Raw genomic sequence first — 23,518 nt, forward strand, 5'->3', positions numbered from 1 at the left:
TTGTTTTTTCCATAGAATGACTATAGTTATATGATACAAGAGATCTCATTAGATTTCTCCACTCACTCCGTACTCTGACTCGTTACTTCGTAACTTTTCCGTGCTCCCGCACTAGTCAGAGGGGTAAATATCCAAATCAATGGATGTTTACCTGGTCGAAATAAGGGTAATTTCGATTTTGTCTACAGTCTTGGAGGGCCTCGGTCCTCTTTTTATATCTTTATACAAATTTAATATCAACTTTGTTATTATAAAATAAAAGGAGACTCTTATGAAGAAAAAAATTATAATCACAAGCTTAATACTAACGATGGCTATGACAAATATCAGCCCTAGCCTTGCAGCAGAGACTGATACGGAAAAAACTGAAATCAAGGAAAACGTGGAAGAAAAGATAAAAGAAACTTATGTTATAAATGAAATTGCTGAAGAATCAGTAATACTTAATAAGAAAGGAATGGATTCAGACTTAGTCTCAGTCCCTAAGAAAGAATTTAAGGATATCGATCTTAAGATAGGTAAAGAGGTAAATATCACAAGTGATGGAATCAACTTGTTGTCAGAACCTGGACAGTTTTCAAGAATTTATGAAATAGAAGAGACGAGCGATCCAAATAAAGAAGAGAAAATAACTGGACAATTTATAGTTAAGGAAATAAATGAAGAAGCTGTTACAGTTGAAAAAGAAGGTTCTGAAGGAGAATTGTACACTCTTTCAAAGAAATACTTTGCGAAAGACCTAAGTGTGGGAGATATGTACGAAATTACTCACAATGATATAGTTATGAAATCATATCCAGCCCAATTTTCTAAGATCTATGAGGTAAAAAAGCTAGAAAAAGATAATGAGAAATCAAACGAAGAAAGTGATAAAAAGAAAGATAAGAATAAAGAAGATACAAAGGCAGATAAAAATCCTAAGACAGGGATAAGCTCTAGCCTCTTAAGCTTATCAGCACTTACTATATCACTTGTGGGTCTAAAAATAAATAAGAAGAAATAAAACCAAGGATAGGCGTAGATTAAAATCTAGGGCCTATCCTTTTTGAATATATAAGAGAGAGGGATAAAGTAAATTTTACATAAAATAAGAATAAAGCTTTTCAGTTGCAAGTTTCTCATCTTTTTCATCTACAAAGAGGAAAAGTGAGTTGTTGGAAGCTCCTTGGATGATAAATTCGATTTTGATATCTTCTTCATTTAAGGACTTACTTATAAGATAAAGGGCTCGGGTCATGTCATTGGTTAAGCCTTCGCCAACTATAGCGATTGAGGCTAGATTATCCTTGATATTAAACTTGTTGTAGGCAAAGTTTTCGTCAATTGCGTTTTTAAGACTTTGCATCTCAGATTCGCTTTTTATATGCTCTTTTCTAATAAGAATTGACAAAGAGTCGATTCCTGTTGGTATATGCTCGACAGGAATATGTTGGTATTCGAATATATCAAGGAGCTTATTTATATAACCGACCTTCCTATTCATCAGATATTCTGTGATATTAAAAGAGATAAACTTACCGACATTGGATATCCCTACAACCGGATTGCTATCTACATCAGATCTATCTTGCTCTATAACAGTACCTCCCTCGTAGGGCTTGTTGGTATTTTTGACGCAGATTTTAATATTTTGATTAAGGAGAGGCTCGACTGCATCTTCTTGGAAGATCTCAAATCCGTTGTAGGAAAGCTCTCTGATTTCTGCATAGGTTATATTTCTGATAGGCTTTGGACTATCAATCATCTTTGGATGGGCAGAGTAAATATAAGACATATCTGTGTAGTTTTCATAAATATCGCATCCAAGTCCTCTTGCTAGAATCGCTCCACTTATATCAGAGCCTCCCCTTAAGAAGGTTAGGATTTCACCTTGCTTATTTACTCCGTAAAAGCCTGGCATAACTATAAGCTCATCAATATCTCTTAACTTTTTAATGTTTTCATAAGTTCTATCTGAAATTATCGGCTCATTTAATACATAGTCTAGCTCTATGCCTGCTTCTTTTGGAGAGACGTATCTTGCCTTAAGACCAATAGTATTTAGATATCTTGCGATAAGTCTTGCGTTAAAGTCCTCTCCGCAGGACTTAAGGGCGTTTTCAAGGTAGAAGTCATCGTCAATATTTTCTAGCATTTGATTGAGCTCTATTTTATAAGTCTCGATAAAATCGCAGTCAAGATTCAAGCCTTCTCCGATTTGCCTATATCTTTCGATTATTTTATCCATGGTCTTTATGTAAGAATCGCTAGAATTAGAATATTCCTTGAAAAGTCTAATAAGTAGGTCTGTGACCTTTATGTCAGAATCATTTCTTTTGCCTGGCGCGGATAGGACAACTCCTCTAATATCTGGATCGTTTTTTATTATTTGACCGACCTTTTTGATCTGTTCATCACTTGCGAGAGATGAACCACCAAATTTTGCAACTTTTATCATTATTTTTCCTTTCTTATTCTCCTATGACTAATATTATTAAATACTTTACATATATATAAAAATAATGCAAATGGATAAAATTTTATTTATTTTTGTCTCTGCGCTACAAAGCTTTAAATGTAAGGGATTAGCAAGAAAAAGTAAGTTGGATAAAAATAAGAACATATTTATTATTTGACATTTCGACTGATAAGTGATAGGCTATATTACAACAACTGAACGATGTAAGTGAGAGGTCGCGGTTATAATTATTAGATTAATTTCGAAAGGTATAATCGCCGAAATGCTTAGGTGTTGGTCGCATTACTGAATAAGGATGTGGCTGTCATAGGAAAACGCCATTTTTCTATGGAGTACTTCTTACATTGGGGGCGAAAGGATAATCATGGGACTTTTGCTCATGATTTTTTATTTATAGGAGGAAAGATGCTTAGAAAGAACATGGAATGGATAGGAGATAGCCTACATATAGGAGGGGTCAGTGTAAATAAGCTTAAAGAAAAATACAATACACCGCTTTATATATATGATCAAAAGCTTTTTGAAAATACAGCCGAGGTATTTATGGATAAGTTTAAATCCGATAAGTTTGAGACAGAAATTGTCTATGCTTCAAAGGCCTTTTCTAACTTGTATGTCCTAGGTCTTGTAAGGAGCCTTGGCTTAGATCTCGATGTAGTAAGTGGTGGGGAGCTTTTCCTTGCCCTTAAGGCAGGGATTAATCCACAGAAAATCCACTTCCACGGTAACAACAAGCTAGAAGAAGAGCTAATCATGGCTATAGAAAATGATATTGGTCTTATCATTATAGATAACATGGCGGAATTTCATCTTCTATCAGGGCTTTTAGGAAAATATAAGAAAAAAATGAGGGTCCTTCTTAGGATAAATCCTGATATAGTGACTGATACTCACAAGTTTATCCAAACATCAAATGCGGATTCAAAATTTGGCTTAAATATCAGAGATGAAAAGCTCACAAACTATATCAAAGAGATTATAGCAGATCCTTATATCGAACTTGTTGGTTTCCATTCCCATATAGGTAGCCAAGTTACTAAGGGCGAGTTTTTCGTAGAAGAAAGCAATATCCTCCTAGATTTTACCAAAAAGATGAGCAATGACTTAGGATATGAATTTACTAATATTAATTTTGGAGGAGGCTTTGGGGTAAGCCAGAAGGAGAAAGATCCGTCACTTGACCTTGAAGAATTCTTGCCAGAATTTATAAAACATATTGAAGAAAAGATCGGTGAGCTTGACCTTCCTATAAAAATAGTTGGAATTGAGCCAGGAAGGAGCTTAATAAACCAAGCCGGCTCCACTCTTTATACAGTATCTTCTGTTAAAGAAACCCTGGAGGGTCTTCCTCTAGTATTTGTGGACGGGGGAATGAGTGATAATATTAGGCCAAGCCTTTATGGGGCAAAGTATGACGCCCTTATAGGAAACAAGAAAGAGTCATCTAAGAAATCTTACAGGGTTGCTGGCAAGCTCTGCGAATCGGGAGATATCCTAATAGATGAGGTGGAGCTCGGCAATCCAGAAAAAGATGACTTACTTCTTATCCCGTCGACAGGAGCCTATACTTATGTCATGCAGTCGCATTATAATAAGATGTTAAGTCCTGCCGTAGTCTTTGTCAAAGACGGCAAGGACTATTTGGCAGTAAGAAGAGAATCGTACGAAGATCTGTTAATCAATAATTTAGAATATGAAGAAAGGAATTAAGATGGAAAATTTAAATGTAGCAGTTGTTGGAGCAAGCGGACTTGTAGGAAGAAAAATCCTAGAAATCTTAGAAGAAAGGAAGTTTCCGGTAGGAAGATTTTTCCCCTTCGCATCAGCTAAATCAAAAGGTAAAAAGATAAGCTTTAAGGGCGAAGACTTTGTAATTGATGAGCTCACAGAAGATTCCTTCAAGGGAAAAGACATCGATATAGCCTTATTTGCAGCAGGTGGATCTGTTTCAGAAAAATATATTCCTCTCTTTATCGAAGAGGGAATCAAGGTTGTAGATAACTCTTCCTTCTTTAGGATGGCCGACGGTGTGCCTTTAGTTATTCCTGAAGTAAATGGATCTATTATCACAGATAAAGACATGCTAATTGCAAATCCAAATTGCTCTACAATCCAATCAGTCCTTGCTCTTAAGCCAATCTATGACAAGTACGGAATCGATAGGATTGTCTATAATACTTACCAGGCAGTAAGCGGTGGAGGAGAGCTTGCCCTAGAAGACCTCTATAACAAAACTAACAAGAAATGGAAATACAAGATAGCAAACAATGTCCTAGCCCAAATCGACGTCTTCGAAGATAATGGTTACACCAAAGAAGAGATGAAGATGGTAAATGAGACAAGAAAAATCCTTGAAGATCCATCTCTTAAGATAACTGCCACGGCAGTAAGGGTTCCTGTAGAAAACTCACACGGAGTATCTTGTAACCTATCTCTTACTAAGCCATTCGACCTTGATGAATTAAGAGATGATTTAGGAAATTTCCCAGGAATTAAGGTCGTAGATGATATCAAAGAAGAAATATATCCAATACCAACCATGGCTACAGGAACAGATGAAGTTTATGTGGGAAGAATTAGAAAGGATGAGTCTATCGAAAACGGACTTAATATTTGGATTATTGCTGATAATATAAGAAAGGGAGCTGCAACTAATGCAGTTATGAATTCAGAAATACTAATGGGGGTTAATAATGATTTTTAAGGGAGTAGCTACAGCACTAGCAACACCATTAAAGGAAGATTTGACAATTGATTATGAAGCCTATGAGAAGCTTTTGGCCTACCAAGTAGAAAATAAGGTAGACGGGCTTGTGGTTTGTGGAACTACAGCAGAAGCAGCCGCTATGGATAAGAAAGAAAAGCTTGACCTAATTAATTTCACTATAGAAAAAGTAGGAGGCAGACTTCCAATTATAGTTGGAACTGGGTCAAATAACACCAAAGAGGCGGCTGAATTTTCTAAAGAAGTTAGCGAAATTGATGGGGTAGACGCCCTCCTAGTGGTGACTCCTTATTATAACAAGGCAAATAGGGAGGGGCTTTACAGGCATTTTGCTAGCATAGCAGAAAAAAGTACAAAGCCTATAATTCTTTACAATGTTCCTTCAAGAACTGGAGTAAATATCGATCCAGAACTAGTGGCAGAGCTTTCAAAGATAGAAAATATTGTAGGTATAAAAGATGCAACAGGAGACCTTCACTATACAATCAAGGTCAAAAGTCTGGTAGATGAAGATTTCGCCATATATTCAGGAAATGACGACCTTATGGTTCCTTTATTATCAGTTGGGGGAAGTGGTGTAATATCTGTCCTAAGCAATATCTTGCCAAAGGAAACTAGCGAGATGGTCCACGATTATCTTGAAGGATGCGAAAAAGAAGCAGGAATTAGTCAAGTAAAATATATTAATCTCATTGAAGCCTTGTTTAATGAGGTAAATCCAGTTCCTGTAAAAGAAGCCTTGAGACTTATAGGAATTTCTGATAATTATATGAGACTTCCCCTAAGCCCAGCTAGCAGTGAGACGACAGGGCTTTTGGAAGATGAACTAAAGAAACTAGGTGTCTTATGATTAAAATCATCCTAGTAGGGGCATCTGGAGCCATGGGAAAGACTGTAGCAGAGCTTGTTAGTAAAAGTCTGGAATATAAAATAGTGGCAGGAATTGCTGAAAAGGAAGAGGAAGGGGATTTTCCAATCTATGACTCCTTTGCAAAAATCAAAGAAAAGGCAGATGTAATAATAGATTTCTCCTCAAGAGACCTTCTAGATCCGCTTATAACTTTTGCCTTCGAAAATAATTTAAAGCTAGTACTTGCTACTACCGGCTATACAGAAGAAGATTTTAGGAAAATAGATGAGGCAAGTGAGAAAATCGCCCTAGTTCAATCAGGAAATTACTCTATAGGTATTAATATAATGCTAAAAGTAGCCAAAGAGCTTGCAGGCCTTTTGGATGACTTCGATATAGAAATTGTAGAGGCCCATCACAAATACAAGAAGGACGCCCCAAGTGGAACTGCAAAGATGCTTTTTGCCGCTGTAAATGAGGGCAGAGATGGAAAATTAGTAGAAAAATACGATAGATTTTCGGAAAATAAAGCGAGAAAAAAAAATGAAGTTGGTATGTCTTCCCTTAGGGCTGGCACAATTAGCGGAGACCATATGGTGGTATTTGCAGGAGAAGATGAGGTATTAAGCTTAAGCCACCACGCAGCTAGCAAGAAAATATTTGCCAAGGGAGCCTTAAAGGCAGCAAGCTTCATAGAAGGAAAAGAAAAAGGCAGATATCAAATATCTGATGTCTTAGATAAATAGGAGAGAAAATGATTAGAGTAGGAATAGTTGGTTATGGAAATTTAGGGAAAAGTCTGGGCTATCTAGTAGATGAGTCGGATAAGATGGAACTTGTAGGATACTTCTCAAGAAGAGAAATTAAAGAAAATCCAAAAGTCAAGAGCATAGATGATATCAAAAACTACAAGGATAAGGTTGATATATTATTTTTGTGTGGTTCATCAGATCACGATATAGAAATCCAAGGAGTAGAGCTCGTTAGAGATTTCAACACCGTCGATTGCTTCGACAATCACAAGCACATATACGATTACTATCAAAAGATGGATAAAATTGCAAAAGATAGGAAGAAAGTTTCTCTAATATCAACAGGCTGGGATCCGGGTTTATTTTCCTTAGCTAGAACTCTCTTTGAAGCTGTTCTACCAAAGGCAAAGACCTACACCTTTTGGGGTAAGGGCATAAGCCAAGGCCACTCCGCAGCTGTAAGATCTATAGAAGGAGTAAAGGATGCGGCCCAATACACAATTCCAAGAGAAGACTTTCTAGAAAGCGTAAGAGAGGGGCTTGAGCCTGACTTCACTCCACAAAAGGCCCACCTTAGGGAAGTCTTTGTAGTAATAGAAGATGGGGCTGATAAGGAAATAATCGAAAGAAAAATAAAGACCATGCCTGACTACTTCGAAGGCTATGAGACTAGGGTAAACTTCATTAGCCAAGAAGATTTAGACAAAAATCACAAGGGTATGCCTCATGGGGGAAGAGTCATCAGAGAAGGAGAGAATGCAAAAGATCAAAGGGCAAGGATGGAATTTATCCTAGATCTTGATAGAAACCCTGACTTTACGGGGGCAGTAGCCCTTGCTTATGGAAAGGCTGTCTATAAGTTATATAAAGACAAGGATTATGGAGCAAAGACAGTCCTCGACATACCAATCTCTATGCTAATTGATTATGATAGAGAATATTTACTAAAACATATGATATAAATTAAATCACCCCTCACAAAGACTAATCTGAGCAAATGACTATTTGGATTAGTCTTTTCTTGTTAAAATGTTGACTTTCTTGAGCTTATTGTCTATAATAATTGTGTAAGCGATTACAAATATTATATTGGAGGAAATTTATGGACTTATTTATAGGTATAATCTTGATCATAACCTATATAGGCCTTGCCATTTATGCCGCCAAGGGCGGAAACCTTATGACGGGATTTTTCGTCATGGCTGTTGTTTGGCTTGGACTTAGTATTTTAGGCGGAAAGATCAGCTGGGCTGACGGAATGAAGGATATCTTACAGGGTGGACCAGAATCATGGGGAGCGACCGCTGTTAATGTTATTTTTGGTTCTTGGTTTGGTAAGATCCTAGTTGATACGGGAATTGCTTCAAAACTAATCAAATCTGTTACTGAACTAGGAGGAGACGATCCACTCATAGTTACTGTTCTTCTTTCCCTAGTTACTGGAGTAATTTTTACAGCAACCTTTGGTGCTGGTGCAGTTGTTGCGATAGGAGTTATAGTCCTACCGATTCTTTTATCTTTGGGAGTACCAAAACGTTTAGCAGTAACAAGTTATCTGATGTCTGTAGCAAGTGGTATGTATCTTAACCCAGTTTTATTTTCACAGATGCAAGCGATTTTTGAGGATATGACTTTCTCTCAAGAATACATAAGATGGGCCTTTGCTGCTATGGCAGTTCACCTTCTTATCGTAGCTATTATGCTATTTACTCATATGAAGATTTTTTCTAAGAAAAGAAGAAAGAAAAAGGCTTGGGATATAGACTTAAATGAGGAAAGCGATATGGAAAAGGTGCCAACTATTGCTCTAATCACACCAATCATTCCTACATTTTTATCTATAGTATTTTCTTGGGCAAGCATTCCTGCCTTTATAGTTGGATCTGTTTTTGCTCTAATAGTTTGTGGGAAAATCGGTAAAAGCTGGGCCGAAGCAAGTAGGGTCGTATCTTCTACTTTCTACGATGGAGTAATAGATGTAGCAGGTCTATTGGGATTCTTGTTTATCCTTCCAATGTTTAACAAGATTTCTGGAGTAGCAGCACCATTTTTTGATCCAATTCTAGGAGATATTTTGCCAAAGACTACCCTAGGTTTGACTCTAGCCTTTATGATTATGGCTCCTCTCGGTTTGTTTAGGGGACCTCTCACAATCTTTGGGGCAGGGGCAGCAACAGTTGGAGTATTAAATGCACTTGGTTCTTATTCGACACCATTTCTGTTTACACTTATGTATGTACCAACTATAGCTATGAACCTTGCGGCTTGTCCTACCCAATCTTGGAACTTGTGGGCACTTAACTATTCTAAAGTTAGTGTTAAGGACTTCATGAAGACAGGTTTAGTTTGGGCTTGGATTATAACAGCTATCAACTTGTTCTTAGTTTTTGTATTCTTTGGTAGTTAGGAGGAAGTATGAAAAGACAAATTAGAGTAGGTATAGATGTAGGTGGTACAAATACCAAGGCTGTTGCCATTGACAATGTCACATACGACATAGTTGGTATGGGAATTATCCCTACAACTCACGACCATGAGCTTGGTGTAAGTCAGGGAGTTATAGAATCATTTAATAAGTGCCTTACAGAAAATAATATTTCAGCAGATGAGGTTACTTTTATTGCTCACTCTACAACACAAGCAACCAACGCCCTAGTGGAAGGAGATGTGGCTAAGGTTGGAATAATAGGTATAGCTAATGGTGGCTTTGTAGGATTTTTATCCAAAATCCAAGGTCATATCAAAGACATAGAGCTTGATGATTCTGGCAAGAGAAAGATTCAAACAGAATATAGATTTATAAATAGGAAAGACTTCACAGAAGAAAATGTAGCAAGTATTGTAGATGAATTGATAAAAAGTGGCTGTGGAGTAATAGCTGTATCTAAGACCTTCGGAGTAGATGGAAACAAGGAAGAGCTCCTCATCAAAGAGATGGGAAAGGCTAAGGGAATTGAGGTTTGTGCAGCTTCAGAAATATCTAAACTTTACGGTCTATCAAGAAGGACAAGAACAGCCGTAATAAATGGATCAATCCTGCCAAAGATGATTGCCACAGCAGATTCGACTGAGTCCGCTGTTAAAAAAGCGGGTATCAGTGCTCCTTTAATGATCATGAGAGGCGATGGGGGAGTAATGGATATAGAAGAGATGAGAAATAGACCGGTTCTTACCATGCTATCTGGTCCAGCTGCTTCAACTGTAGGAGCTTTGATGTATCTTAAGGTATCTAACGGAATATTTTTCGAAGTCGGAGGAACTACAACAGATATCGGAGTTATCAAAAACGGAAGGCCAATGATTGACTATGCGGTAGTCGGTGGCCAAAGGACTATGGTTAACTCAATGGATGTCCACACAGTTGGAGTTGCTGGAGGATCTATGATAAGGGCAGGAGGAGGCAAAATCATAAAAGTTGGACCAAGGTCCTGTCATATAGCAAACCTTCCTTATGTAGTATTTACCGATCCTAAGGAATTTGAAAATGCAGAAATCATCCAAATATCACCAAAAGAAGGAGATCCAAAAGATTATATAGTAATAAGAGCAAAGGGTAAGGATTATGCTCTAACCACAACATGTGCTGCCAATGCCCTAGGTATAATCGAAGAAGGAGACTATTCTTATGGCAATCCTGAAAGTGCTCAAATCTGCTTCAAGCTTTTGGCTGACTTTTTGGGAATAACTATGGAAAAAGCAGCGAGACAAGTGCTTAACGATGCTGCAAATACAACTAATGAAGTAATCCTAGACCTAATGGATAAATACAAGGTAGAACAATCTCAAACTACTATTGTCGGTGGAGGTGGAGGAGCCAAGGTCCTCTTGCCATTTGCTGCAGATAAATTAGGGGTACCATATAAGCTAGCCGACAAGGCAGAAATCATATCATCTATAGGAGTTGCCCTTGCTATGGTAAGAGATGTAGTAGAAAGAGTTATTCCTCAACCTACTAGAGAAGATATTATGAAGTTAAGATCAGAGGCTACAGACCAAGTAATAAAATCTGGAGCTAGTCCAGAATCTGTTGAAATCCAAATAGAAATTGACCAACAAACCTCAAAGGTTAGGGCGATTGCTACAGGTTCGACAGAAATAGCAAGCCAAGATTTAACTAAAAAGGTAACGAAAGAAGAGGCGAGAAAGCTTGCCGCAGACAGTCTTCTAGTAGGCGAAAATGAAGTAGAAAACCCTGTCTCAAATGAAAACTTCAATATATTTACAGCAGAAAAAGGAAATAAAACTGAGCTTCGTGCTGTTGATAATAAGGGCTTTATCAAGCTTCAAAGGGCTGATGCCAAGGCAATGAAAACTACTGCAGGTGGGGTAAGAACTGTAGTGGCTAATATGTGGAAGGATCTTGCAGTATTTAAGTCAGACATCAAACTAAATCCAGATATCTACCTCTGCCTTGGTGGAAAGATTGTCGACTTCGAAGGACTTACTAGCCTTGAACAGCTCAACATGCTGATTGACTCAGAGCTTTCATTAAGAGAAGGCAATGAAGATGTCATTGTAATAGGAGCCAAAAACGACCTATAATGGAAGATAGAAAACTAGCAAATCTTATTTCCTTATCAGATGAAACTTTTGCCCAATATCTCCTAAGAGAAGATCTATTCTATGAAAAAATACAAGATAAGGAAGAAATAATCAAAGAAAGTTTAGAGATAGGACGAAAAGTAGGAGAAGCTAAGAAAGATATCTTTTCTGATATAGATGGGCTTAAAGACTTTTATAATTTGGAAATAAAATATAAAGAAGAAAAAAGCGAATTTGGCTACTATGAGCTAGCTTACTTTGAAGATAATAAAATAATTTTCAATAATGAAAATATAAGCAAAATCGAAGATATGGCAAGTCTAAATAACTTGCCTATTTTTGAAGGAATAGAATTGTCAGATATAATCCTCGCCCATGAGCTATACCATAAGATCGAACAAGAAGATAAGCTTCCCACTGATAGGGTATACATTACTTATAAGAAGATGGGCTTTATTACAAAGAAAGTTAAGCTTAAAGCTCCTTCAGAAATAGGAGCTATGGCCTTTGCGAAAAGCTTCCTAGCTTTGGAGTTTAACCCTCTTATAATCAACTATCTTCTGGCAAAGGCCTTTGGTAGACAAGAGATTCTATATAGAAAAATATACAAGGATATAAAATGAAAGTAACCTATGATAAATTAAAAAATACAATAAAAAATGCCCTCAAAGCTAGTGGGGTTAGTGAAGAAAAATCAGAACTTATGGCAAGGGTCCACGCAGATTCTACCCTTAAGGGAGTCAATTCTCATGGGCTAAATAGGATACCGAGACTGATTGATTTTATAGAAAAGGGCTTGGTTGATATTAATGCGGAAATGGAGCTTGTTAAGGGTTTTGGCTCTGTCGAAAACTACGAGGGAAATCTCGGCTTTGGTGTAATCAATGCACTTAAGGCAAGTGATAGGGCGGCAGAGCTTGCCAAAGAGCACGGAATAGGAATGGTTACCTTAAGGAATACTACTCATTGGATGAGGGGAGGGGCCTATAGCGAAAATATTGCTGATAAGGGCATGATTGGCATGTGCTGGACCAATACCGAATCCCTCATGCCTGTTTGGGGATCAGATGAGAATAGTCTTGGTAATAATCCGATAGGTATCTCCATTCCATCAGAAAGTGGAAATATCTCACTCGATATGGCTATTTCCCTTTACTCCTATGGAAAGCTTGAAACTACAAGGCTTAAGGGAGAAAAGCTTCCATATCCAGGTGGTTTTGATAAGAACGGAAATCTTACAGATGACCCAAGACTAATAGAAGAAAGCCAAAATCTCTTGCCAGTGGGTTACTGGAAGGGGTCAGGTCTTGGCATATGCCTTGATACTATGGCAGCTCTCTTATCAAATGGCTTGTCAACCTATGATATGGATGACAGGGATGGATTTAACTGTACATCTTGCTCGCAGATTTTTATAGCTATGAATCCAGAAGCCTTTTCCACTAAGGAAGAAAACGAGAAGACTATAAAAAAGATGAAAGAAAGAGTAAAATCAGCTCATCCTAAAAATCCTGGGGCAAGCCCTAGATATCCGGGACTAGGTCTTTACGCGAGAAAAGAAAAGAGCCTAAGGGAAGGAATAGAGGTCGATTGTGATATATTTAAAAAGGTGGAAAGCCTAGGGGAAAAGTAGTTAAATTAATCTTATGAAAAGAGAAGTTTTAATTTTCCTACTAGCTATTAACATACTTGGAGTAAGTCTTACAATTTATGATAAGATAGCGAGCAAGAAATTTAGGAAAAATCGTATAAGGGAAGATGTCCTCTTATTAATAGGGGCAATGGGCGCGGCAGTATCTATGTATATTACAATGAAGCTAATAAGACATAAGACCCGCCACAAGAAATTTATGACAGGCCTCCCTATATTTTTCTTCCTGCAAGTAGTTTTTCTAATTTATAAGGTTAAATTTGTTGGATAATAAGAAAATTTTATATTTATCAAATTTAAAAGACGAGGAGAGTTGATTTATTTCCTCGTCATTTTGAATTTAGTTCGTATATATCTTTAAGTCCCAAAAGACCTAAGTTTGGGATAGATTTTATCTTTAAGTCCCTATATTCTATAAAATCGGCATATTCGCCACTTGTAATTATCTCAGTATTATCCTTATCAAGTTTATTTTGCTCTATTATCTCACCAATAATTGCTTCTACAGACTTTTTGTAGGAATAATAAATGCCATTTTGCATGGCCTTGGTTGTAGACTTGCCCAAGATTTTTTCAACTTTTACAATGTCAACTTGGGGAAGCTTGGCGCTTTCCCTTACTAGGGATTCTTGGAAGAGGTCTATGCCAGGCATTATCGCTCCTCCAAGAAATTCGTTTTTATTATTGATATAGTCTATAGTGGTTATTGTGGACGCTTGGACTATTATAAGGTTTTTATCGGACCTATTTTTACTTCCTACTGCTCTTATAATCCTATCGCTTCCTACGTCTTTAGGATTATCATATTTGATATTAATACCTGTCTTAAGACCTGCAGATACATAGTAAGGTTTTTTATTAGAAATCTTATAGGCAATATCCATATATTTCCTATCAAGTTCTGGGACGACTGAAGAAATTATAATATCAGATATATCAGAAAGCTTTATTCCTTCGTCTAGCAAAAGATATTTGATTATAAGAAAAAGTTCGCTTGCTGACCTATCCTTTATGCTAGATAGATTAAAGTTTGCCGCAAGCTTCCCATTATTAAAAACTCCAAAGTCTGTATTTCTATTTTCTATATCAATAGCTAAAAGCATTTTATCTCCTTGTTGATTTGAGGGCCTTAATTACTGCTGTTGAAAGTATAACAGAAAGAATGGCCTCTGGTATACCACTTGTAATTGTAACTCCAAGTATGGCTGACCTTGCGTTATCCATTGGTAAGCCAAGGGTTTTGACATAGCTTTCGGCATAGATTAAGTAGATTCCACCAAGAACTAGGATTGTGTTGGTCATAGAACCTACGAAAGCGCCAATTGCTATTGGGAAATCTTTCTTAGATTTTCTAGAATACATAAATAGTCCGATAACTACAGCCAGAAGAATTATTACGAAAATAATATTTAGAAGGGATTTTCCTTCAGTAATATTCTTATAGAGTAGGTAGATAAGTCCTATAGATATTGCAATCCACAAAATTTTGGAAAGATTTTTTAACTTTTTGTCTCCTATATTTTGACAAGCCTTGTAAGCATAATAGCTAGTAATTCCAATTAGAACTCTTGGAAGAACAGATATTAATGGATTGTAGAAGACAAAAGAAACTGGACTAGGATTTCTTAGTAGAGCGTTTAGTAAAGACGAAACTCCGAATATTAGTCCGACTAGGGCTCCTACGACAGGTCCTTCTGCAATTGCTCCAATGATTACAGGAATGTGCATGGTTGTCGCGTTGATAAATCCTAAAGGAATTAGACCGAGTGGAGTTAGGCTAAGGACTATGGTGATTGCACCAAGCATTGCCGCCGTCACAAGCTTTCTGCTACTGATTGATTTTTTGTTCATAATTACCTCCGATACGGTTCATATAGATACCGTTCATTTGCATCGTTGATGCTAGAAACATTCTTCCTTTAATCTTTTTTCTAGTATCTCCAATTGTGAAATCTAGATGAGATTAAAGACTACTAAGATTATAACTATGTTTTTCTCTAAAGTAAAGAGCGAGGAGAAAAAAAGAGCAAAATTTGAAATTTTGCCCTAAGATTGAACTTTATTTACGTTTAATATTTTTCTTAAGATTAATTCAGCATAGTCGGTACTTCCTTCGACATTTGGATGAACCCTGTCTACAGCTAGAAGATCATCCCTATCCTTTACGAAAGACCTCCAGTCTACAAGGTGGGCCTTATCGTGGCTGTCGGTGAAGGCTTTGATATTTTTGTTTACCTGATCCATATAGGATTCAAGATGGCTGGTGTTTACAAAATATACATCCCTGCCGTCTGCTATATCCATAATAGCCTCCATATCTGAATCATTCGCCGATCCGTTTGAGCCGAGGCCAACTAGGATTATGTCATTTAAGCCAATGTCGTTTTTGATTGCAAGAAGCCTATCAGCTCCCTCTGGCATATCCCTACCGACTTCTCCATCAAGATATAGGTTTGGGACGTAGTCTCTTAGGTAGGAATCGACATTCATAAGGACAGAATCTCCCACTGCAGTTATGGAAATTCCCTTAAGAAAGGTTAGCTCCTTGTCTGAGAAATTGAAATCATCGTAGGCTTTTTCCTTAAAGTTTGGATTCTCCTTATCCCTATTGCTAGTCTTTATAGAATTTTCTTTATCCTTAATGATTTTTGCATCTTCATTTCTCTTTTTGATTTCTGCTTCATTTTGCGAGAAGTTTTTCTTAAACTTATCCATTTCTTCCTGCTTTTTATTTCCAATAGCAAGGGAGATAATATTTAATATTATAATTAGAACAAGACTTCCTATAAGCTTCTTACTTCTAAACTTCTTATTAGAAAAGCGAACTTGATAGGAAATTTCTGAAATAAGGACAAGGACTATAAGCTCCAAGCCATAAAATAAAATCCTATTTTCTATCCTGGTCCTTAGGAAGTAAGTGAAAAATACTTGGATTATATACTGCCACAAATAGTAGTAATAGGACCTATCGCCCAGCCAAATCATAAATTTATAGAAAGGTTTCTGCTTTCTATAGGCTATGTGATTTTTTATTTCCATATCGTATATTATAAGCAAAAACAAAGCTACTATTATCTCATAGGCAAGGAAAAATGTCCTATAGATCCAAAGGCTTTTCCCGTTGATGAAGAAAAAGGGAAGGACGATTGGAATTAATAAAATTCTTGCTAGCTTCTTATGGTCTATGCCCTTTATCTTATTCTTATTTTCCCTATAGAGTATATTCGCACAAACTCCAATAAAAAATGCTGAGATTCTAGTATCTGTCCCATAGTAGATCCTTATTATAGGGGCCTTGGTAAAGGAAAGATAGTAGCTAATCATAGTAGAAATTAAAGTTAGACTAGCAAAAATCATAAGCCTTTTCTCTTTAAGGTCAAACTTATTTATTAAATAATCTATCAGATAATAAATTATCACGACCTGGATATGGACAGAGATGTACCACAAATGAGTAAAGAGGTTGAAATTACCACTCCTATCGAAGTAGGAAATCCCCTTAATAATGGCTCTGATATTTTCTACTGCGAAAATCGTAGTAAGAGAGCTTAAGATACTATCATCGAAGATTTCTCTAGAAAAGACTAGGGCAAATAAGAGAGATATTGCCACTATAGTCCATAGGGGAGACATAATCTTTACGATTCGCGCCTTTATTTTTTCAAGATAGACTCTGATATCAACTTCACCGGAAGACTTAACAGATGCTCTTTCAAGGAAAAATCCAGATATGATCATAAAAATAATCACACCAAGAAAACCTCCAGAAAGCCTATGGCTTAGAAGGTGATAGATTGAAACAGCAATAAGGCTTAAGGCCTTAAGCATAGTCACATTATACAAATTCTTTTTCATTACTAACTCCATTCTTATCTTTACTATTATAACACCATATTAGTTAAATTTACATTAATATTAAAAAAATCTAAGTATATAGCAAATTTGAGAAATCGAATCTTTATTGTATAGTAATACTGATTGAATAATGCGAGGAAAGGCCCTAGTAGCTAGGAAAGGCAGACAGAGAGGAGATGGCTGGTGGAAATCTCTTGACCGGAACTAGTGAATCTAGCTTTGAGCATATATGAATTAAGGCAAAAATATTTGCATAATTTGGGTGGCACCACGAGACCTTCGTCCCAATTAGGGAGGGCCTTTTTTATTGTTTAAAGGAGAAATTATGATTGATATTAAATTACTTAGAGAAAATCCAGAACTTGTAAAAGAAAACATCAAGAAGAAATTCCAAGACGAAAAGCTTGTCCTAGTTGACGAAGTCTTAGAACTTGATGAAAAGCTTAGATCTTTCAAGACTGAGGGAGATAACTTAAGAAGCGAAAGAAATAAGACAAGTAAACAAATCGGAGCTCTTATGGGCCAAGGCAAGAAGGATGAAGCAGAAGAAGCCAAAGCTCATGTTAAGGAAATTAACGATAAGCTAACTGATATCGAAGCCAAGACTGAAGAGTATGGCAAGGAAGTCAAAAAGAGAATGCAAGTAATCCCACAAATCATCGACGATAGTGTTCCTATAGGAAAGGACGATACAGAAAATGTCGAAATAGAAAAATTCGGCGAGCCAGTAGTTCCTGACTATGATGTACCTTATCACATTGACATCATGGAGACCTTCGATGGGGTAGACCTAGATGCTGCAAGAGATACATCTGGGGCAGGTTTCTACTATCTAAGAGGAGATATAGCAAGACTTCACTCAGCAATTCTTTCATATGCTAGAGACTTTATGATCGATCGTGGCTATACCTACTACATTCCACCATTTATGATTAGATCTGATGTGGTTACTGGAGTAATGAGCTTTTCTGAAATGGAAGATATGATGTATAAGATAGAAGGGGAAGATCTTTACCTAATCGGTACAAGTGAGCACTCAATGATTGGTAAGTTTATAAATACAATCAATGAAGAAGAAAAAATGCCACTAAGAATGACTTCTTACTCACCATGTTTTAGAAAAGAAGTAGGAGCTCATGGTATAGAAGAACGTGGAGTTTACAGAATCCATCAATTTGAAAAACAAGAGATGGTAATAATCGCAAAGCCAGAAGATTCCAAAACACTCTACAATGAATTATGGAAAAACACAGTTGACTTCTTTAGAAGCCTCGAGATTCCAGTAAGAACCCTAGAATGTTGCTCTGGAGACTTGGCAGATCTTAAGGTTAAATCATGTGACGTTGAAGCATGGAGCCCAAGACAAAAGAAATACTTCGAAGTAGGAAGCTGCTCTAATCTAGGAGATGCCCAAGCAAGAAGACTTGGAATTAGACTAAGGGGAGAGAATGGAACCTACTTTGCCCACACCCTAAATAACACTGTAGTAGCTCCACCAAGAATGTTAATAGCCTTCCTAGAAAACTTAATCCAAGAAGATGGAAGCGTGAAAATTCCTAAACCACTTCAAATGTATATGGGTGGAAAGGAAAAAATCGAGCCAAAAAATAAATAGGACTATAATATCCGTGGGTAAGCTAGCTTATCTGCGGATTTTTAATGATGAGAATTTTTGAAATTCCTTATAAGGCTAATTGCTATCATCATTTAAGAAAATTCTAACAAGAATAAATGATATTGTAGCCTTATCCTTAAGCTAAGAAAGTTTTGATGAAAATAAAAAATATCGATATTAACAAATAAAATCGTCCCAAATCTTGGAGCTTACTATGATTTATTAAATCTAGCTTTCCAAGAGGGACGATTTTTCTTATTTAATTTCAAGCATTATTGGCGTATGGTCTTGCCTGTCTCCAGAATCTATTATAGTAGAATTTACTACGTCTTCCATTAACCTATCAGATACTAAAAAGTAATCAATCCTCCAGCCGGAGTTATTGATCTTGCTTGTCTTAACTCTTTGGGCCCACCAGGTGTAGGCTCCTTCAAGGTCCTTGTTAAGATGTCTAAAGGTATCAGTAAAGCCCCTATTTAAAAGATTAGTAAAGCCTCTTCTCTCCTCATCTGTAAAGCCTGCTGACATGTGGTTGTTATCAGGATGAGCGAGGTCGATTTCTTCATGGGCTACATTGAAATCGCCTGTAGCTATGACAGGCTTAATCTTATCAAGTTCAGCAAGATAATCGGCATATAGCTTATCCCACTCTTCTCTTAGGGGAAGTCTCTTAAGATCGCCACCTGCATTAGGTGTGTAGACTTGGGTAAAGTAGAAGTCATCAAACTCTAGGGTAAGGATTCTTCCTTCGAGATCCATTGTATCTGGAGCACCGATTTCTGGGAAGGACTCCTTCACATCGAGGCCCTTTTTGTAGAGGGTCATGGTTCCTGCGTAGGATTTCCTAGCAGTTGGCCTTGAGGAAATCCATACATAATTATAATCAGGGAAAAATTCACCAAGCTTTTCAATATGCTTTTTGCTAGGTCCATTTGCCGGAAGCTTGGTCTCTTGAAGGGCTATCACATCTGGGTTTTCATTTTTTATAGTTAATAGAACATCTCTACTCATTACTGCTCTTTTGGAATCACTAGTTAGAGCAGCATTTAGAGAATCTATGTTCCAAGAAATAAATTTCATTAAGTCTCCTTTACATTTTCATTTACTATGATAATTATAGGATAAATCTAATTATTTGCAAATTTCAAATATAGTTCACAAAATGAAATAGTTTAAGAAAGCCTCCTTAAATGATATAATATTAATATGATAATGATTGCAGATGAAATAATAAGAATTGATAAGTTTATATCTGATGAGCTCGAGGAGATCCCTCGTGAGAAGATCAAGGACTTCATCAAGGATAAGAAAATAAAAGTAAATAATTCTTTCGTAAAGCCTAGCTTTAAGCTAAGCGAGGGTGATGAGATAGAAATCGACGACTCTCTTTTCCATGTGCCAGAACTTAAGGCAGAAGATATGGACCTTAAGGTGGTTTTTGAGAATGATGATTACGCTATAATCGATAAGGATAGTAATGTCATAGTCCATCCAGCAGGAAAAATCATTACAGGAACCCTCGTTAATGGCCTCCTCGCTAAATATGGCTACGATGGCCTTTCTCACATAGGAGGAGACGATAGGCCAGGCATTGTCCACAGGCTTGATAAGGATACGACAGGCCTAATAGCAATAACGAAAACTAATGAAGCCTATAAGTATTTCAAGAAGATGTTTGAGACAAGAAAGGTCGACAAATATTATTATGCCATTGTTTTTGGTAACTTCGATAAGAAAAAGGGAACCATCGATAATTTCATGGATAGGGATGTCCACAACAGAAGAAAGATGGCAGTGAGAAATACTGGAAGAAGAGCCGTAAGCCACTATGAGGTCATAAGCGAGGTAGAGGGCTTTTCTCTAGTAAGGATAAAGATAGAAACAGGAAGGACCCATCAGATAAGAGTCCACATGACCCATATCAATCACCCTATCTTGGGAGATCCTGTCTACGGCAATATCAAGCATAAATTTAATCTCGACCACCAGCTCCTTCACTGTGGCAAGGTTGGCTTTAAAAATATGGAGGGAGATTATGTGACTTATGAAGCTATCCCTCACGAAGACTTTTTGAAATATCAGAAAATATTAGGATTAGGTGATAAAGATGTATTCGAAAACTAACACGACGACCCTCATTGGTCTTGATGGCAAACTTGTAGAAGTAGAATCTGACATAACATCAGGCCTTCCTTCCTTTACTATAGTTGGTCTTCCTGACTCATCGATCAAGGAATCAAGAGACAGGGTTAGAGTTGCCCTCATCAATTCCGGCTATAGATTTCCAGCAGGAAGGATTACAATCAACCTCTCCCCAGCAGATCTTAAGAAGGAAGGAACCCAACTAGACCTACCAATTGCTATTTCTCTTCTAGGTTCTATGGGGGTAATTAACTTTGACTACGAAGAATACATAATTCTAGGCGAGCTTTCCCTGGATGGAAGGATAGTTCCTATAAGAGGGGCCCTTGCCATGGTTATAGCCATGCGTGAGCTAGGTTTTACCAAATTTATAATTCCTGATGATAATAAGGACGAGTGTGCCATAATTTCAGATATAGAGATCTACCCTTTCGATAAGTTAAACGATTTGGTAGCCTTTTTAAACAAGGAAAAGAAGGTCAAAGCCTACGAGATAGATTTAAGTAAAATTACTGAAGAGAAAACTTACGATTACGACTTCAAGGACTTAAAGGGCCAAGAGAGCCTAAAGCGTGCCCTTCAAATTGCAGCAGCAGGTAACCACAATGTACTAATGATCGGAGCTCCAGGCTCCGGAAAGACTTTTTCTGCCAAACACCTGCCAACAATCCTTCCAGATATGAGCTTTGACGAGAAGGTAGAAGTGACGAAGATTTATTCTATTATGGGGCTCCTCGACAGTGGACATCTCGTTAATGAAAGGCCCTTCAGGGCTCCCCACCACACATCAAGCGAGGTAGCTCTCATAGGTGGAGGCCACTCCGTCCCAAGACCAGGAGAGATTACCCTCGCCCACAAGGGAGTGCTCCTTTTAGACGAGTTTCCAGAATATAGGAAAAATGTAATAGAAGCCCTAAGAGAGCCCCTAGAAAACAAGGAAATAAATGTAGCAAGGTCCCAAGCATCGGTAAAATACCCGGCAGACTTTATCCTAATTGCTGCTATGAACCCATGTCCTTGCGGTAACTACGGCAATCCCTTGAAGGAATGTACTTGCTCCTTCAATGAAATAAGGAGATACTTAAACAAGATTTCTTCGCCAATACTCGATAGGATCGATATACATATAGAGATAAAGCCTGTTAAATACGAAGACCTAAAGGATGATACTAAGTCCAAGTCATCAGCTGAACTAAAGTCTGAAGTGGTTAGGGCAAGGCTTATCCAGGAAGAAAGGTACAAAAACGAGAAGATTTCCACAAACTCAGAGCTTAACACCAATCAGATGAAAAAATACATCAAGCTATCCGACGAGGTTGAAAAAATCGCCAAGATGGCCTTTAATAAATACAACTTCTCAGTTAGGTCCTTCAATAAGATAATAAAAATGTCTAGGACTATAGCAGACCTTGAGGCAAGTGCGGAAATAGAATCAAAGCACCTCCTAGAAGCAATCCGTTACAGGTCCTTGGATGACAAATACTGGAGCAACTAATGATAGAAGAAAGAGCTCTTGGAGTAAATATAGATAAATTTATAAAAATTCTAATAAAAGATGCTATCAAACTTAGGGCAAGCGACATCCATATCGAAGCCTTCAGCGATTATTCAAAAATAAGGCTTAGGGTAGATGGAGACCTCAGGGAATATACAAGGATTAATCTTTCTCAATACGAAAAGCTAGTAAGTAAGATTAAGCTAATGGCAAAGATGGACATATCAGAGAAAAGACGTCCCCAAGACGCTAACCTAAGACTAAAAGAATTTCAAGGGATAGACTTTAGAGTATCGAGCCTAAATACAGTAAATGGCGAAAAGATAGTCCTAAGAATCCTATCCATAGATGAGTTTAAGAAGACGAGTAGGCTCTTAGGATTTTCAGATTCTTCTATAGGAAAAATCGACCGAGTCCTAAAGAAAAGATCAGGTATGATAATATTTACAGGACCAACTGGATCTGGTAAGTCCACAAGTCTTTATGCTTTACTAAACAAAGTAAATACCGGTAGGGAAAACATCATAAGCGTAGAAGATCCTGTAGAATATAAGATCGAAGGGATAAACCAAGTTTCTGTAAATGAGAAAATCAGTCTTACCTTCTCCAAATCCTTAAGGTCAATCCTAAGACAAGACCCAGATATAATAATGATAGGGGAAATAAGAGATAAGGAAACTGCTCAAATCGCCATAAGAGCAGCCATAACAGGCCACTTGGTCCTAACAACCCTTCACACAAGAGATGCCCTTTCATCAATCGCGAGACTTAAAGACTTAGGAGTAGAAGACTATCTAATAAGGTCAGCCCTAAGTCTTTTGGCAAGCCAAAGATTAGTAAGGAAACTTTGCGACTGCAAAAAGAAAGACACCATGACAGATAACGAATACGAAATCGTAAGCCAATACCATAAAATTCCGAGAGATAAAATAATCTACAGGCCAAATGGCTGTGACAAATGCCTAAACGGCTACCTAGGAAGAGAAGCTGTAGAGGAAGTCATCCTAATAGATAAAGAATTAAAAGAAATCCTAAGAGAAGAAGGAGATTCTACTAGTAAAGTAAAGGAAAAACTTAAAAAAGAGGGCTTCAAATCAATGCTAGAAAATGGCATAGACAAAGTCCTAGAAGGGAAAACTTCCTTTGAAGAAGTCCTTGGGGCCTTGGATGTGGATTAGGAATTCTAGGAAAAATATCAAATAATAGTAATAATTAGAGACTTAAGCAAATAAATGAAATTCCACTCGCACCAATCTTAGCAAATTATTCATAAATTTTCACATCAAATTTTTCTAAAGAGAGAGCTTTAGAGATTAATTTACTGGGAAGGGGATAAAAAAGAGAATATGCCTAGTTTTCTAAAACAATATAAAATTGTAAGAATAATAGGATATCTGGCAAGATATAATAATCGACTACGAGTGAAATAAGAA

The 23,518-nt window shown here is 37.2% G+C and carries 20 protein-coding genes and 1 riboswitch; of the genes, 15 read left to right on the plus strand and 5 right to left on the minus strand.

Annotated features, from left to right (window positions below; genetic code table 11):
• The first annotated feature begins 271 nt into the window (after positions 1–271).
• A complete protein-coding gene (locus tag C7D97_RS00105; protein ID WP_105300198.1) occupies positions 272–1,003 on the plus strand; it encodes a hypothetical protein in 732 nt (243 codons plus the stop codon).
• A gap of 75 nt (positions 1,004–1,078) precedes the next feature.
• Here the strand turns inward: C7D97_RS00105 and C7D97_RS00110 are convergent, their stop codons facing one another.
• Positions 1,079–2,437: an aspartate kinase gene (locus C7D97_RS00110; protein ID WP_105300199.1), complete on the minus strand. Its 1,359-nt coding sequence runs from the start codon at positions 2,435–2,437 to the stop codon at positions 1,079–1,081.
• Between the two features lie 222 nt (positions 2,438–2,659).
• Positions 2,660–2,804: riboswitch (Lysine riboswitch) on the plus strand.
• Positions 2,805–2,863: 59 nt separating this feature from the next.
• On the opposite strand from C7D97_RS00110, the gene lysA reads away from it, so the two are divergent.
• The 10 genes from lysA to C7D97_RS00160 all read left to right on the plus strand — a co-directional run bounded on the left by lysA (position 2,864) and on the right by C7D97_RS00160 (position 13,249).
• Positions 2,864–4,168: a diaminopimelate decarboxylase gene (gene lysA / locus C7D97_RS00115; RefSeq protein WP_158679098.1), complete on the plus strand. Its 1,305-nt coding sequence runs from the start codon at positions 2,864–2,866 to the stop codon at positions 4,166–4,168.
• 1 nt (position 4,169) lies between these two features.
• Positions 4,170–5,162 carry an aspartate-semialdehyde dehydrogenase gene (locus tag C7D97_RS00120; RefSeq protein ID WP_105300201.1) on the plus strand — a complete coding sequence of 331 codons (993 nt, stop codon included), beginning with the start codon at positions 4,170–4,172 and terminating at the stop codon, positions 5,160–5,162.
• Positions 5,152–6,033, plus strand: a complete 882-nt coding sequence (gene dapA / locus C7D97_RS00125) for a 4-hydroxy-tetrahydrodipicolinate synthase (protein ID WP_105300202.1) — start codon at positions 5,152–5,154, stop codon at positions 6,031–6,033. Before C7D97_RS00120 ends, dapA begins: the two co-directional genes overlap by 11 nt.
• Positions 6,030–6,779 carry a 4-hydroxy-tetrahydrodipicolinate reductase gene (gene dapB / locus C7D97_RS00130; protein ID WP_105300203.1) on the plus strand — a complete coding sequence of 250 codons (750 nt, stop codon included), beginning with the start codon at positions 6,030–6,032 and terminating at the stop codon, positions 6,777–6,779. Before dapA ends, dapB begins: the two co-directional genes overlap by 4 nt.
• Before the next feature lie 8 nt (positions 6,780–6,787).
• A complete protein-coding gene (locus tag C7D97_RS00135; RefSeq protein WP_105300204.1) occupies positions 6,788–7,747 on the plus strand; it encodes a diaminopimelate dehydrogenase in 960 nt (319 codons plus the stop codon).
• 140 nt (positions 7,748–7,887) lie between these two features.
• Positions 7,888–9,192, plus strand: a complete 1,305-nt coding sequence (locus C7D97_RS00140) for a citrate transporter (protein ID WP_105300205.1) — start codon at positions 7,888–7,890, stop codon at positions 9,190–9,192.
• An 8-nt stretch (positions 9,193–9,200) separates the two neighbouring features.
• On the plus strand, positions 9,201–11,327 hold the full coding sequence (locus C7D97_RS00145; protein ID WP_105300206.1) for a hydantoinase/oxoprolinase family protein: 2,127 nt from the start codon (positions 9,201–9,203) through the stop codon (positions 11,325–11,327).
• Positions 11,327–11,950, plus strand: coding sequence for a hypothetical protein (locus C7D97_RS00150; RefSeq protein ID WP_105300207.1), 624 nt, complete (start codon positions 11,327–11,329; stop codon positions 11,948–11,950). Before C7D97_RS00145 ends, C7D97_RS00150 begins: the two co-directional genes overlap by 1 nt.
• Positions 11,947–12,960, plus strand: a complete 1,014-nt coding sequence (gene yiaK, locus C7D97_RS00155) for a 3-dehydro-L-gulonate 2-dehydrogenase (RefSeq protein ID WP_105300208.1) — start codon at positions 11,947–11,949, stop codon at positions 12,958–12,960. Before C7D97_RS00150 ends, yiaK begins: the two co-directional genes overlap by 4 nt.
• A gap of 13 nt (positions 12,961–12,973) precedes the next feature.
• Entirely contained in the window at positions 12,974–13,249 is a 276-nt protein-coding gene (locus C7D97_RS00160) for a DUF1294 domain-containing protein (RefSeq protein WP_105300209.1), read from the plus strand.
• 58 nt (positions 13,250–13,307) lie between these two features.
• Here C7D97_RS00160 and C7D97_RS00165 read toward each other — a convergent pair whose 3' ends face one another.
• From C7D97_RS00165 to C7D97_RS00175, 3 genes are all read right to left on the minus strand, one after another.
• Positions 13,308–14,081, minus strand: coding sequence for a type III pantothenate kinase (locus C7D97_RS00165; RefSeq protein ID WP_105300210.1), 774 nt, complete (start codon positions 14,079–14,081; stop codon positions 13,308–13,310).
• A gap of 1 nt (position 14,082) precedes the next feature.
• Positions 14,083–14,829 carry an ECF transporter S component gene (locus C7D97_RS00170; protein ID WP_105300211.1) on the minus strand — a complete coding sequence of 249 codons (747 nt, stop codon included), beginning with the start codon at positions 14,827–14,829 and terminating at the stop codon, positions 14,083–14,085.
• Positions 14,830–15,024: 195 nt separating this feature from the next.
• The gene (locus C7D97_RS00175) at positions 15,025–16,833 is read right to left on the minus strand and encodes an acyltransferase family protein (RefSeq protein WP_105300212.1); all 1,809 of its coding nucleotides are present in this window, start codon (positions 16,831–16,833) and stop codon (positions 15,025–15,027) included.
• Positions 16,834–17,158: 325 nt separating this feature from the next.
• Between C7D97_RS00175 and serS the strand changes: the two genes are divergently transcribed.
• The gene (serS, locus tag C7D97_RS00180) at positions 17,159–18,448 is read left to right on the plus strand and encodes a serine--tRNA ligase (protein WP_105300213.1); all 1,290 of its coding nucleotides are present in this window, start codon (positions 17,159–17,161) and stop codon (positions 18,446–18,448) included.
• Positions 18,449–18,703: 255 nt separating this feature from the next.
• On the opposite strand, the gene C7D97_RS00185 is transcribed toward serS, so the two are convergent.
• Positions 18,704–19,528 (minus strand): exodeoxyribonuclease III, encoded by an 825-nt coding sequence (locus C7D97_RS00185; RefSeq protein WP_105300214.1) that lies wholly within the window; start codon positions 19,526–19,528, stop codon positions 18,704–18,706.
• Positions 19,529–19,654: 126 nt separating this feature from the next.
• On the opposite strand from C7D97_RS00185, the gene C7D97_RS00190 reads away from it, so the two are divergent.
• The 3 genes from C7D97_RS00190 to C7D97_RS00200 are packed head-to-tail and all read left to right on the plus strand — an operon-like array spanning position 19,655 to position 23,263.
• Positions 19,655–20,572: an RluA family pseudouridine synthase gene (locus tag C7D97_RS00190; protein WP_105300215.1), complete on the plus strand. Its 918-nt coding sequence runs from the start codon at positions 19,655–19,657 to the stop codon at positions 20,570–20,572.
• Entirely contained in the window at positions 20,556–22,085 is a 1,530-nt protein-coding gene (locus C7D97_RS00195; RefSeq protein ID WP_105300216.1) for a YifB family Mg chelatase-like AAA ATPase, read from the plus strand. Before C7D97_RS00190 ends, C7D97_RS00195 begins: the two co-directional genes overlap by 17 nt.
• A complete protein-coding gene (locus tag C7D97_RS00200) occupies positions 22,085–23,263 on the plus strand; it encodes a GspE/PulE family protein (RefSeq protein ID WP_105300217.1) in 1,179 nt (392 codons plus the stop codon). The genes C7D97_RS00195 and C7D97_RS00200 overlap by 1 nt, the downstream gene beginning before the upstream one ends.
• Positions 23,264–23,518: the final 255 nt, after the last annotated feature.

The sequence above is a fragment of the Anaerococcus marasmi genome (assembly GCF_900290195.1).
In the GTDB taxonomy this organism is placed as follows: Bacteria; Bacillota; Clostridia; order Tissierellales; family Peptoniphilaceae; genus Anaerococcus; species Anaerococcus marasmi.

What these genes read in the sequence shown, in the direction of transcription:
- C7D97_RS00105 (WP_105300198.1), top strand. Translation starts at nt 272, where the DNA reads ATGAAGAAAAAAATTATAATCACAAGCTTAATACTAACGATGGCTATG.
- C7D97_RS00110 (WP_105300199.1), bottom strand. Translation starts at nt 2,437, where the DNA reads ATGATAAAAGTTGCAAAATTTGGTGGTTCATCTCTCGCAAGTGATGAA.
- lysA (WP_158679098.1), top strand. Translation starts at nt 2,864, where the DNA reads ATGCTTAGAAAGAACATGGAATGGATAGGAGATAGCCTACATATAGGA.
- C7D97_RS00120 (WP_105300201.1), top strand. Translation starts at nt 4,170, where the DNA reads ATGGAAAATTTAAATGTAGCAGTTGTTGGAGCAAGCGGACTTGTAGGA.
- dapA (WP_105300202.1), top strand. Translation starts at nt 5,152, where the DNA reads ATGATTTTTAAGGGAGTAGCTACAGCACTAGCAACACCATTAAAGGAA.
- dapB (WP_105300203.1), top strand. Translation starts at nt 6,030, where the DNA reads ATGATTAAAATCATCCTAGTAGGGGCATCTGGAGCCATGGGAAAGACT.
- C7D97_RS00135 (WP_105300204.1), top strand. Translation starts at nt 6,788, where the DNA reads ATGATTAGAGTAGGAATAGTTGGTTATGGAAATTTAGGGAAAAGTCTG.
- C7D97_RS00140 (WP_105300205.1), top strand. Translation starts at nt 7,888, where the DNA reads ATGGACTTATTTATAGGTATAATCTTGATCATAACCTATATAGGCCTT.
- C7D97_RS00145 (WP_105300206.1), top strand. Translation starts at nt 9,201, where the DNA reads ATGAAAAGACAAATTAGAGTAGGTATAGATGTAGGTGGTACAAATACC.
- C7D97_RS00150 (WP_105300207.1), top strand. Translation starts at nt 11,327, where the DNA reads ATGGAAGATAGAAAACTAGCAAATCTTATTTCCTTATCAGATGAAACT.
- yiaK (WP_105300208.1), top strand. Translation starts at nt 11,947, where the DNA reads ATGAAAGTAACCTATGATAAATTAAAAAATACAATAAAAAATGCCCTC.
- C7D97_RS00160 (WP_105300209.1), top strand. Translation starts at nt 12,974, where the DNA reads ATGAAAAGAGAAGTTTTAATTTTCCTACTAGCTATTAACATACTTGGA.
- C7D97_RS00165 (WP_105300210.1), bottom strand. Translation starts at nt 14,081, where the DNA reads ATGCTTTTAGCTATTGATATAGAAAATAGAAATACAGACTTTGGAGTT.
- C7D97_RS00170 (WP_105300211.1), bottom strand. Translation starts at nt 14,829, where the DNA reads ATGAACAAAAAATCAATCAGTAGCAGAAAGCTTGTGACGGCGGCAATG.
- C7D97_RS00175 (WP_105300212.1), bottom strand. Translation starts at nt 16,833, where the DNA reads ATGAAAAAGAATTTGTATAATGTGACTATGCTTAAGGCCTTAAGCCTT.
- serS (WP_105300213.1), top strand. Translation starts at nt 17,159, where the DNA reads ATGATTGATATTAAATTACTTAGAGAAAATCCAGAACTTGTAAAAGAA.
- C7D97_RS00185 (WP_105300214.1), bottom strand. Translation starts at nt 19,528, where the DNA reads ATGAAATTTATTTCTTGGAACATAGATTCTCTAAATGCTGCTCTAACT.
- C7D97_RS00190 (WP_105300215.1), top strand. Translation starts at nt 19,655, where the DNA reads ATGATAATGATTGCAGATGAAATAATAAGAATTGATAAGTTTATATCT.
- C7D97_RS00195 (WP_105300216.1), top strand. Translation starts at nt 20,556, where the DNA reads ATGTATTCGAAAACTAACACGACGACCCTCATTGGTCTTGATGGCAAA.
- C7D97_RS00200 (WP_105300217.1), top strand. Translation starts at nt 22,085, where the DNA reads ATGATAGAAGAAAGAGCTCTTGGAGTAAATATAGATAAATTTATAAAA.